Genomic DNA, 12155 nt, shown 5'->3' with positions numbered 1-12155 from the left:
AACGCACTTTAGAATATAGATGAGATGAATATGAAAAACGTAAATATTTTGGATACCGATATTGCGGCCATTAATGCTCTTTCTGGCGTAGAACTGACTGACTTTCTCACTGCCGGGTATCAGGTAAACTGGTTAGGAGAAAGGGAGGTTTCGCTGGTGGGCTTTCCGTGTTTAGCAAGCAACAAGCAGCCGGTAGAAGTTGGTCCCGGCATTTTCATTAATCGCGTGTACAGCAGAGACAGCCAGTCTCTGAGCGGGAAATTGCGCTATGACCTGTCTAATGGTCTGGCAACGAGTGCATTTTCATTTTTCTCCCAGTCAGGCTGGTATGGGGGATTCCGTGTCGTATCTTTCCGTGACAACGGGCCAGCTGCGTTAATCAACATTGGTATTGTCCATGAGAATGTTTTGAATGCATTTTGTGCTGACTTCCCCCGGGCCAATGTGAGCGTAACCCGTTTTCATTGTGGCATGACGCTTGAGCAGATCCGAATGTTCATTTCAGACACTGCTTACGATATGCCGCTTTATAACAACGAGTCTGACTTTCGCAGGCTCGCCAGTTAGCATGGAGGCTGACTTCAGTGCTTACGCCTAAAAGCCGGTGAGCGAGGTGGCGGAACCGGTTGGCTTCGCCCAGTCTTACTTACTTCTCTCAAGGTACTGCGCTGCAAGCGTACGTAAAAAAAGTAAGTAGCTAAATGGCGTGAGCGATTAGTTCTATACGGGAAGAAGTCATAGTATTCTGAAATGATAGTTATCTCATACGAACGATAGTAATGGAGTTTCTTAATGGGCGTTGATATCTGCTGGCGATTTCAAAGGGAAGAAAAGCCTGGTAAATGGATTAATTTATCAAGCAATTATAAAGGGGACCGATCATATCTCCACTTTGCCTGGCTCGGATTTGATGTAGATCGTGAAAGGGCGAGCACATCAGCAGTTTTTATCCACGCATTACGCGGATTACCTGATGATATACCGTCCGAAGATGATGATTTATTCGGTGAACATTCATACTCATGGCTGACTTCGGAAGAAATTTTGTCAGCCATACCACCCGATAACGCCGGAGAGGTGATCCAGGAATTTGTCGAAGAAGTAAAGCGTCTCCACGTGGAGAACGGCAGCGTCCGTTTCGTCTTTGGATTTGAAGGGTAACCCGTAAGAAAGTAGCTATCTTACCCGGCTAGGTCTCCAATCTCTCAGATGCTCAAAGAGGGCCGGGCATGGTGCCCACACATCCCCTACCATTCCGATTTGATATTCGTCTAATACACCCTTTAAAGAAAACAAGCAGACGGCAATGAGACGTCGGATTAGCGTCAGCAAATATGAGACGTCAGTAGTCGATGTTTGTCCTGCGGAACGTGAATCTGTTTACAAGGGGTAAAGCCGTACCATCCATGAGGGCTCAGAGAGCCGGGGTCTCCTCCAGATCACTGGAAGTTATTGACTCTGGCAGGCCTATCCCTATGACTTTTTCCCGGATGGCAAATTAAGAGCGAACAGGGCCAAATTAGTACTCTTTTCTAAACGGAAATACTGAATCACCCTGATATAACTGGTCTCTCACAAGACAGGAGATCATCAATGGAACGTGTAATATTTTCAGTAATCTTTTTTATGATGCTGGGCGTACCTTTTTACCTTCTTTATAAAATTGCCCGGGACATTTTTGGTACCGCCGGTGCTGGTGAGCCTGCACAATTGCCTCAGGGCAAGCAAAGACGCTCAGGAGGCGCTGGTTCGGGTTCGATCTGGCAAGGACACCATCTACAGGGGAGCAGCCATTTGAACCCCCTCGGAGGTGATTGTAATGGTGAAAATAGCATAGCTGGTGGTTGTGATGGTGGCGGTGGAGGAGGTGACGGAGGTGGTGGTGGTGACTGATAGCCTGCAACTTTAACTATCAGGATGAAACCCATGTCCAGCAACCGGAAAAAGAATTCATTTCAACCGAAAAGCCCTGCCTTAAAGTGAAGCGTATTAAACGTGAAGGATGCTGAATTAGAGGGTATCGGTTTTATACTGAAGCGTAACTGGAAGAAGGATCTGAAATTAACTATTACGGAAAAGTAACTTTCTGACTCACCACGTACGCCCCTCGGTTATGCCATACAGTTTGATACGAAAACAGATCAGTAAGTAGATTGCTATACGCCGGAGAGAAGTCTATTTTTCATGCACCGAACCTGTTTGGCCTGCAATGGAAGCAGGTATAATAATCACATACAAAGGAGGGCATTATGAATACATTTTTATACGTGCTTTTGGCCTGGATTGTTGTGCTTTTTATCGCCAACAAACTGCTCGCAAGACGTAAGCCCAATACGGTTAAAATCCTGGTACAGCGCAACGGGAAAGCCGCAGAGGTTGATGCTGTAGTGGTTCAGGGTTCAAAGAGAGCTAACAACAGTTCTGTTGCGGACAGCGACGCGGTAGATAGTTATTTTGAAATGAATCCTTACTCCCGCGAAAACCAGGCGAATGGTTGGGCTATGCTGGCCAGAGACGATGACCAGCTTAAATAATCAGTTGAGTGTGATGTGTAAAGCAGCTTAAAACTCTAAATGGACGAACAGGGGAGGTGACAAAGATGACAACCAATACAACAACGACCACCTACCGCTCAGAAGAAATCGTGCCGTTCAGACGGCCCAAAGGGGATCTGGATAGTCGGTATATGCCTCAGGTGTATGCAATGGTGCGGAACTGGGCAAGTAACCCTGCTCAATATGGTGAGGGTGTACTGGCCTCCTACCGCCAACCGGCAGTAAACCTTGCCTACCAGGTAAAAGGAACTCGTGTTGTTTTAATTCTGGTACCAGTAGAGTGCGAGCCACCTGGAGTGATAATGACGGAAACAGTCCTGTGGCCGTCACTATCACTTGTAGAAGTCTTGCAGACCTTGCAGGAGGCCTGGCAAAATATTCCGGCGTTAAACCCCTGACGACTTCTGTCAATATCACCGGCTAGTGATTTACCTCTCTGCTGGTGGTCAGCCCGCCTAAGTTCAAATTATCTCTTTCTAAATTAGCCCGGATAAAAATCGGTCCCTCTAAAATAGCCTGCCCTGAGTAGGCTACGTCATACAAAGCGTTGGCCAGTCACCAGCTGGCTGGTGGCCATAATGCTCCACAGGATAAACCGTATCAGAACTACGCAAAGAAAAAGCCCCAACAATTTACCGATGGGGCCTTTTGCAGACATTTTACAGCCTTACCAATGATAGAGCGCTAAGGCTTCTGCTTAGTGAACAGACTTGCCCACAGATAATGGATAAAGTTGAGCAGAATGTATGTTACTCGTTGCTCGAATTTCATCGGGGCTTTGTACTTTGTCGTTATGTTATGAATATGAGTAAGGTCCGTATAGAGCCCTGGCGACTTCCTTGTTGACTTCAACACCGAACAGATGTGCTGAACAGACTCCGGTGTGAACAACCGTAGCCCTCGTCGTTGTTTGACTTTATGGATAAAATCGTCCATCCCCATACATAACCATTCCGGCTTGATGCCATCAAACTTACAACGTCCGTTTATGATGACGACATTGATACATTCCAGTTCTCTAGCCTTAAGAGCAGACTGAATAGCCCTGATGTGCCCCTGGTTTTGCTTAAACGGGTTCTGCAACTTGAGGGTTCGGGACTGAGTCCATTTCCGCCAGTGGCTTTCCTCCAGAGTACCGTAGAGCTTGCCTACGTAGTTTTTCTGCTCTATGACGTATATACCATGTGGGGCTACGAGAATGTGATCAACCTGCGTAGTGCTATGAGCCGACAACTGAAAGGTGAGATCACTAAGTAGCCCCTGAGCTTCTTCAGGAAGCCCAGATTCAATTGCCTTTGCAGTCCGCCGTTCCGCTATGGCAGAGGTCATAAATCCCAACAGACACAGCAACACGACGAAAATAAGGATAATGAAAGCTACCCCCGTAATGCTCCACAGCAGATTGAAAGCATCCATGTTACCTCACAGAGGGGTAGCTGGTGGCATTAACAGATTCTACTAAGCGGGTAGTGGTACCGGTAAGGCTCTCAATATTTGAAGACAGGCTCATCAGCATGCCGAGTGCAGAACGGAGATTACGATGAGGCTCATTGTAGTTTTTGAACGTGTCAGTGGAGTACATTTTTGAAAGACGTGTACGGATCTCTACTGACGTAAGATCTCCATCCACCAGGCCGTACTTAACTGCCTGAGGTGTTGGCCATACACGGCCTGAATAGAGAGAAACAGCATCGGCATCATGACGCGAGAGAAGCTTTTTACCCCGTCCAAGTTCAACATCAGTTATAAATTTTTCATGCATCGTGTTCAGGATCTCCTTCTGCATGAACTCCCTCGTTGAATCGGACAATGGGTGGAAGGGGTCAAGAGCATCTTTGAACTCACCGGCCGTAAGGGGCTCATTCTTGACGCCTACTGTGCTCATGATCTCTGACAGATTCCAGTGGTCCATACGCACACCGATAGAACCGATCAGGGCATTACTGTCGGCATAAATTGCATCAGCGGGCGATACCGCGTAATAGCATGCGGATGCGCATATGCCTTTCACACTAACGATGATTGGTTTATATGAGTCTGCGATATCAGAGAAAAAACGACCGGTACCGCTGGAGAGTACTTCGAGGGAGTTTTGCTTCGACCGTGCTTCATCGCCACGTTCTGTGCTCCCGGTTTTGTTACTCTTGTCAGCGGCTACAGATGAAAGAGAGCCACCGGCATCTGATACGCGTTCAATCTGTGGCTGGTGGTTTTTAAGCGCGTTTATCTGGCGGTAAATAATGATGGCGTCAGAGGGACCACCACCACCTGACTCTGCCTCGATAATAACTGCTTTGGCATGGGGATTATTGTAAGCTTTGGCAAGAGCTGTTGCGATCACTGTTCCATCGCCCGTTTCCGAGCCGGTACCCATCTCGCCAGAAATCCGTATTACAGCTATATGGTCTTTCTTCCCTTCAGCGTCCTGCCATTGTTCGTAAAGATTGTAGAAAGAAAACCCTACAGCGGTCATGGCAATTAGCGACATAGCAACTTTTGCCGTGGTATGAATGCGAAACATCTTATAAAAACGGTCAGCGTTATCATTGAGCGATTCTTTGATATTTGTAGGGGACTTCCTTTTTTTACTGCTTAACATCTGACCACCTTTACATGAGTTTTTGAAAGTTAGACCACAAGCGATTCAATGCAATTCCCAGTATCAATAAAGCGACTGGTGGGAAAAGTTGAGCGATATTGTTAAATAGTGACATATTTGGCATGACCAGGTAGACCATCGTTAAAGCACTGATCACCCAAAATGCTCGAAACCAAATACGATAAAACTGAACTGTAACCTTACCAAATACGTACCTCTTCAATTTCCACTGGTACATTCCATCTGCTAGCATGGCAAATAGATAGGGCAGAAAAACGATTAGCCACCCCAGGATTAAGTTCCACCGGAAAATGGACTGATAAAGTAAGAGGGGTATGTTTTTGGCCATAGTGTAATTAATAGAGGTAAATTTTTCAGCAACAATGTTAATACCTCTGGCTGGTTTTTTGGTGTCAGGGATCAGAATAGTATTCAGATAGTCAATTAACTTATAGTCATGTACCAACCAATTTAAAGTCGCTTCACTATTTGCAATGACAGACTTCCAACGGTCATTTGATATGATGGACCGGCTTGCATTAACCTCCTGAGTAATCTGATATTTGAGCTCCTCAGTATTCTGGAAAGCCAAGCTGTAACCAAAATAAATGACCATGCCAAAAAAAAGCATTGTTCTGAGCACTGCTGCCCTGCTTGTATTATCCGCAGCCATTGCTTTCCCTCCATTCACGAAAAAGAGCTAGCCTCTGATCGTGATTGCAATAGTTGTTACGCCACATCGTCGGGATACCCAGGAGCCAGTGGTACTGTTTAGGTATGATTTGGTCGATGAGGCTTAACTCCGCCAGTTCTTTATGCTCTGCGCTTTTCCACTCGATCTGTCCCACATCAGGAACAAATACAGCGGTCCTTGCTTTTGCGGCCTGGCGGGAAAATTCTATAAAGTTGATGCCCCACGGCGTCCAGTATCTGTACTGCTCGTTTAGGCCGATGTTAAACACCGGCAGAGAAAGAGTTGAGTCGGCAAAAGCCGAAATCACATTTTTGCAGACTCTTGGACTATCTATTTTTTCCTGTTCGGTTTTGAGATGAGTCAGCAGTGCACGGTCAATAATGCTGTTAAAGGTGTTTGTATAAAGGCCATTAGGGTCAGGAAGCTGATCTATGGCAGTAATGATTTTAAATTTTAACCGAGAAAGAAAGGGAGAGTCCTCAATAGTAACTATATGACTATGTGTTGTTTCTGGATGAATCTGGGGTTTGATGCGCTGTACTTGTTTAAAAGAGACACTACCTGGCAAATTAATGAATGCGCCCACCGTGCGTGTTAAATCGACGAAATAAGGCAAAAGATAACAACCAAGCATACGGGCATTCTTTTTTACAAGATCACACCGTACGTCATTGTTATCGAAAGAAATACGGAAACTAACGAATTTACGTTCAGGACCTTCGCTGGTGGTCAGTGATTGAATCCATTCATGGCATGATCCTTGTGGTACCGACCAGTAGCTGGTTTCACGGTCCCCAAAGGGATCAGTCGTGATCAACTCTCCCTTTAAAAGGAAAAGCTCAGACAGGGTATTTGCCATGGAGAATAGGGAATCGATATCGTTGCTCTGACAAAATTTTCCCAAATGATGAAACGCGTTTTTTTCTATCATAGTTAGCCGATCTCGAACTTCCTGAGAATCTGCGTACTTTAAACCCAAAGACTGAAAGCGCCTTTTTACGAGCGAGCGACATTTGCTGACTTTTAGTGCAGAGCTTAAAATTTGCTGGCGCGTCAGGACAATTTTTTCATCCATCAATGCAACTTCCTTAGAAATTTATTAAGATTTTTGATATCGAGATTTTGACGCAAAGTAACTTTTCCGGCCTTCTTGAAAAGCATTTCCGACAGAGTTGTGTTTGGCTTCATTTGTTTCTCAGCAACAGCAATAGGGATTTGGCCTACAACCTTCCTGCCATCTTGAAGCCTGGCAACTATGTGAAACATAGGGACCTGACCCAAGAGATCCTTTGGAATACTCTCTTCTAAAGTTGTCTGCTTTCTTTCTGAGATTGAACCTGAGAAGTTATTATGCGGCAAAGATGTTTCTGAACCGGTCGTATAAGTGACCATATTTGTGCTTATCGCACTCTTACCAAAGTTCTCTACAACAAGCGTCTGAGTAGGAGTATCGTTGACTCGCAAGCTTATATAATTGTTGCAGAGCCCCGTAATTCGATTGGCAGTTTCAACACTTGCCGCAGCAATAAAGTCGGAGATGGTTTGGGTGCAAATAAACAGTGCAATTTTCGCTGCACGACCCTGCGCCAGAAGGTTAATCATAGGGTTGTTAATGGCTGAGTGTGCCTCATCAACAAAAATACTTATCCTGGAATTAGCTGACATATCACCATCTTGAGCGTTGTAGCGACTACCGGCACAGGAGGTCAGATCTGACATTATTAATTGAGAAATAGCAGCTGCTGTATCGGGGTTTGAAAGGCCATCAAGCGAAATGTATAGCACCCCGCCAGTGCTGAACATCCCTTCGCTTGTTACAATTTCTCTTGATGATACTGAGTTCGGGTTAGGAGATAAAAGCTCATTTAAAGGTTTTTCAATGAGCATATCGAAAACAGGCATAATACCTGCGGTCATTTTAGCCATATGCTCTGGGTCGGACATTGAGTAATCAATAAGCTGGGAAACAGTATCTAACCAGTCTATTTGTTCGGACCCCTCGTAATTCATGAAATGAGCCGTAAACCATTCAGCGAGACGCTTGAAACGTACCGGCAAGGTATCGTTAGCGACGTACTTAACTTTTTCGGTCCAGACATCGTAACCATAATATCTCGCGTAACATGACTCCATTACCTTGACTGTAAGATTCACAATAGACATGTGGCTTTTCATGTTCTTGTGAATCAGATAAATAGAAGGCTTTTTCTCTATGTAAGAAAGCCCGGAAATCACATTGGAAACGAGAGCCTTGGCATACTGAACGAATGGGTTAACCTCACCGGGAACTGTCACCAAGCTCAAAAGACGAGATGTTAGGTCAGAAACATTAGTATAGGTGTTGCAGACATCAATACAGACCGAAGATGCTGGCTGGCCAGGATGAAATTTATAGAAAGGAAGACCGAGGGTCTTAGCCTCTTCCATTAGAGATTCTCGCCACTCTGCATCGTTCTTTGGATCTATGACAACAACAACATGACCAAGATGAAGCATGCTAATGCTTAGTAAACGCTGTAGCACCGTTTTCCCGGTACCCACGTTTCCGGTTATCAGAGTATGACCAAACCAATTGTCTTCAGTTACAAATATGGGTTCCCTACGTTCCACAGCAAAAATTGCATTGCTGCCGCCCATCTTACGAGCCATTGCGTCAAAATGTCTCTTAATTGGGTTGAAGACGAATGGCAACTCGATCTCACGTTTATCACTGGAGAGGTTAGCTATTTGATATGCCCGATCCGCATGTTCCGGACCCCACTCAAACCCATCACAAAAATAGGACTTTCGCTCGGGTATATCCTTATTTTTATTTTGATAATCCTGAACCAGTTGACGATACTTTCGCTCATTGGAGAAAAAGTTACTTTTGTTAATTACACGCAGTGAATCAAGACTAACGAACATGAAATGTCGCTTGAATACACGCCAATGAGCCATCAAAAATGGCGCTGCTGTTTTGCAACGATAAAGGCACAGCAAAAAAAGCAATATTGAGGTGAACAGAACTATTGGGGCGATGTCCAGTCCGTCTGAAGAAAGTCCCATATAAAGCATAGAAACCGAACAAATCAAAAGTATTGAGGCACTACGATACTCAAGAATAGGCCGATAAAAATTCTCTTGTGCATGGAGGTTAGTCCTCTTCGAATCTGACATTATAGGTTCCCAGCCTCTTTCAGGTTATTGATAATTCGTTCAATGTCCACTTTCGCCCGGTCTGATGCGGCCAGCAAAGTAGGCATGTTAAATGCATGGCATTTTGTATTGATCACAGCACCAGAATTAACGAGGTACTGAGGAAGCTTATTGAAAAGATCTTGAGCCTCTAACTGCGACCCAAATTTTTCCACGCAAGATTGGGTCAGATAGAGAGTATTAGGAGTACTTACCATAAATCTGTTTTTGCGCTTTCTTTTAAACGCCACCTCCATTTTGGACAGAATTTGATGCAGTACTAACGCAATTTCTACAAATTCAAGCTCTGTAACGTCACCTTCGCTTATAAGCGAGAATTCACCATTTTGGTCTGATTCAGTAGATGCAAAGACTTTACTGTTCAGATTGTGACCAGAAACAGGTGATGCTGGTTTTTGTACTTCTGCTTTGTCCGATGATTTATTCCGGTTGCGCTTGGGATTTTGTTTTTCTACCGGTGCTGTTGGGGCGAACAGTCTGGCCAGTGCTGGCGAAAGATGATGCCCCTTAGCGTCTGTGGGCGCATGCTCTCCATTTGATTCTTCAAGTACAGGAGGTAAGGCGGGCTCTTCACTTGCCATCACACTGGTTGCGGCTGCTTCGGTCTGGGAATACACAACTTCAGCTGGTGGTGGGCAGTTACCCTCAGTATCTGGTTCTGAGTTTTCTTGTCCTACAGAAACATCCATAGAGCGTTCATTCGTACCCTGGGGATCAGCGTTCTGTTCTCGGTTAAGTTCTGGTAATTCTGACGGCTCGGAGAGAAGCTTTTCATTATGGACCGAAGAGCTTGTTGCACAACTACCGACTTCTGGCCGAGAAACACTAAGCTGTGAGAAATCGGTATAATCAATGATCTCATGCTCTTCATCTTCTTTCTCAAAAAGATGTTGATAATGTTCATATTCCACAGCCTCAGTTTTCAGCGGACCAGTCGCGGATGCACTATCGGTTCCATGATATTCCACGTCGCCAGAATGTTCTTCGACTGCATTTACACGTGGGGGAGGCAGCTCAAGCGTTTGCTTTGGACGTGGGGCAGAGTTTTCAACAGAAGACTCATCATTAATCACTAATGCCTGATACATAGAAGTATTGAAAAGTGACTTTAAAGTTGTTGGCCTTCTTGGCTCATGATAGGTGAGCTGGAACCCGGCGCAGTTATCGCCGAGCTGGACTAAACGCAGATCGTCAATGTCCCTTACTATCCACATTCCATCGAGAGAGCCTTCTCTGAATGTCAGTTGGAAATAGGGCTCTTCACTGAATGCTTTTTCATCTAATCCCGGCAGCAATGCCATAGTGGTATCTATGTTGAGGTAGGGGACAGCATCAACACACACTATATAGTCATTGGAAAGTGGAGCGCTTAAAAGGAGTTCATGAAGTTGGTTGACCAGGACATGGGATTCCGTGTCCTTTGCCGATTCATCTTCACTTTCTTCTATATCAGGAATGACAGGATCAGCTGCTTCCTCACCCTCAGATTTAACTATCTGCGTGTCATTATCAATTTCATTATCACTTTCGGCTTTCTTCTCAAAATCGTCGGATGAGCCTTCATTTTTCTTAGAATGTATATCAACATCAATAGAGGCAGAGGAGCGGCCTAAATCATTAACCTTAAGAACAGCCGTCTCAACAGTATCAGTAATTTTAGTTATAACGTCCCGACCGGGCACTGGTCTTCTGTATTCAGTAACTGTTTTTTGCTCGTCAATGTAAATAAAGTCTTTATTGGCATTAACGCTAAAAAGACCCGGCACTGAGTCAGGGATTTTATAGGAATCAAAGATTAAACCAATCCACCTTAGCTTAAGAAGGTTATAGAATTCTAGTTTCCCTATCCCATTTCTAAAGATGTTTGATATTTCGTTTTCCGAATAGATACCCGGAATGAAGTAGTGAACGACACGCTCATCATCATAGGGCTCGACGTAACCACGTTGAACTAGGGATTCTACCAATACGGTCTTACCAGCCTCTCCCTGAGGGAAGTTATATTTATGTAATTCGAAATCATTGAGAACAAAATCAAGGAATGCGTTCTCGTTAAGGTATACCTCACCATTTACGATAATGATGTGCATAGGCTTAGCATTGTAATTGTTGATATTGATACTGGTAAAGTTGTGCTTGATGGTACTAATGGCCCTTGCTGCTGCATCATTAGAACGCAGACCCATGATAGGGTCACGTAAAACATTAAGGTCTGTACCAGTAGAATAGAAATCAGCGGTCCTCACGCATTTAGACAAAAAGTCATTCCCATCAGTATAAACGTTTAGGGCGGTGATCATTTTTGAATAAACACGTTCTTTATTTACCCGATCCAAAAATGCAAGACATACCGGGTTTAGGATTCGCTCAAGGAAAACGCTGGACCAGATATTATGTTGATTATGAATACGCTTTCGCCAGTGGATTTCGTATTCAACCACGTCATTTTCACGTGCCCAGTCAAGAAGACTTTGTGAGCTTGGCGTCCAAATGATCGGACTAGCTAAATTCAGGCTTACAATGTCGAGATCGTAAACCTTTCCGGCATCATGGACTAAACCACAGATAAACGCAGCATAGAGATATACTTTTCTACGGACTACTTCTTCATCTTGATATCCGATTGGTCTCAGTTCTGAGTGATGCGCATTTTTTAAAGAGAGTATGGCCACTTCCAGGCTGTGAGAAAGTAACCCACCAATACCATTATGATGATGATTTTCGGAAGCTGGCAAAAGATGTATCCAGCGAACATATTCAACCAAGGGCTTTAAAACTAAATTAGTAAATGTATATGCATCGTCCCTGATGTCGCTATCGCTGATAGCTAACATCATTGAAATTGAGTGCAGCTTTTCCCGATACAGAGACAGGATTGACTGTTCATTAAATGTCTGTATGCCCGTCGGACGAGTTGGATACTCGATGAATTTCAGGACTTCTGGATTTGGATGATCAGGAACAGTGTACTTCTGATCTCCTAGAATCTGCGCAAAAGGAGAGAGGCTTGATATATCCTCAATCATTACAGAGGTTGCATCATTCTCCTGAGATGAGAATATCCCCAAAATCCGTTTAATACATAAATACAGCGCCCTGAAATTCATCA

At 44.4% G+C, this 12155-nt stretch carries 11 protein-coding genes; 5 read left to right on the top strand and 6 right to left on the bottom strand.

Features of this window, described 5'->3' with window-relative positions; genetic code table 11:
• Positions 1-30: 30 nt before the first annotated feature.
• The 5 genes from LZP96_RS22145 (at position 31) to LZP96_RS22125 (ending at position 2953) form a co-directional block, all read left to right on the top strand.
• Complete coding sequence (locus LZP96_RS22145) at positions 31-567, top strand: hypothetical protein (RefSeq protein ID WP_000800251.1); 537 nt, start codon at positions 31-33, stop codon at positions 565-567.
• Positions 568-792: 225 nt separating this feature from the next.
• Positions 793-1161: a hypothetical protein gene (locus LZP96_RS22140; protein ID WP_000537761.1), complete on the top strand. Its 369-nt coding sequence runs from the start codon at positions 793-795 to the stop codon at positions 1159-1161.
• A 432-nt stretch (positions 1162-1593) separates the two neighbouring features.
• Positions 1594-1893, top strand: coding sequence for a hypothetical protein (locus tag LZP96_RS22135; RefSeq protein ID WP_000442693.1), 300 nt, complete (start codon positions 1594-1596; stop codon positions 1891-1893).
• A 356-nt stretch (positions 1894-2249) separates the two neighbouring features.
• Positions 2250-2534 (top strand): hypothetical protein, encoded by a 285-nt coding sequence (locus LZP96_RS22130; RefSeq protein WP_001091367.1) that lies wholly within the window; start codon positions 2250-2252, stop codon positions 2532-2534.
• Between the two features lie 65 nt (positions 2535-2599).
• Positions 2600-2953 (top strand): hypothetical protein, encoded by a 354-nt coding sequence (locus LZP96_RS22125; RefSeq protein WP_000210769.1) that lies wholly within the window; start codon positions 2600-2602, stop codon positions 2951-2953.
• Between the two features lie 286 nt (positions 2954-3239).
• Here the strand turns inward: LZP96_RS22125 and LZP96_RS22120 are convergent, their stop codons facing one another.
• Genes LZP96_RS22120 through mobH form a run of 6 tightly spaced genes read right to left on the bottom strand, consistent with a single transcriptional unit; the run spans position 3240 to position 12153 of the window.
• Positions 3240-3971: a nuclease-related domain-containing protein gene (locus LZP96_RS22120; protein ID WP_000338612.1), complete on the bottom strand. Its 732-nt coding sequence runs from the start codon at positions 3969-3971 to the stop codon at positions 3240-3242.
• A gap of 1 nt (position 3972) precedes the next feature.
• A complete protein-coding gene (locus LZP96_RS22115) occupies positions 3973-5154 on the bottom strand; it encodes a S49 family peptidase (RefSeq protein ID WP_000952985.1) in 1182 nt (393 codons plus the stop codon).
• 10 nt (positions 5155-5164) lie between these two features.
• Positions 5165-5827, bottom strand: coding sequence for an IncC plasmid conjugative DNA transfer DtrJ family protein (locus tag LZP96_RS22110; RefSeq protein WP_000718549.1), 663 nt, complete (start codon positions 5825-5827; stop codon positions 5165-5167).
• Positions 5814-6923, bottom strand: a complete 1110-nt coding sequence (locus LZP96_RS22105; protein WP_000343600.1) for a hypothetical protein — start codon at positions 6921-6923, stop codon at positions 5814-5816. The genes LZP96_RS22110 and LZP96_RS22105 overlap by 14 nt, the downstream gene beginning before the upstream one ends.
• The gene (gene traD / locus LZP96_RS22100) at positions 6923-9007 is read right to left on the bottom strand and encodes a conjugative transfer system coupling protein TraD (protein WP_001284073.1); all 2085 of its coding nucleotides are present in this window, start codon (positions 9005-9007) and stop codon (positions 6923-6925) included. The genes LZP96_RS22105 and traD overlap by 1 nt, the downstream gene beginning before the upstream one ends.
• The gene (gene mobH / locus LZP96_RS22095) at positions 9007-12153 is read right to left on the bottom strand and encodes a MobH family relaxase (RefSeq protein WP_001011152.1); all 3147 of its coding nucleotides are present in this window, start codon (positions 12151-12153) and stop codon (positions 9007-9009) included. The genes traD and mobH overlap by 1 nt, the downstream gene beginning before the upstream one ends.
• Positions 12154-12155 lie beyond the last annotated feature (2 nt).

Origin of the sequence: Huaxiibacter chinensis, assembly GCF_022171985.1 — a bacterium.
Classification (GTDB): domain Bacteria; phylum Pseudomonadota; class Gammaproteobacteria; order Enterobacterales; family Enterobacteriaceae; genus Enterobacter; species Enterobacter chinensis_A.
Note: the sequence above shows the minus strand (reverse complement) of the source record. Positions and strands in the feature narration are given on the sequence as shown.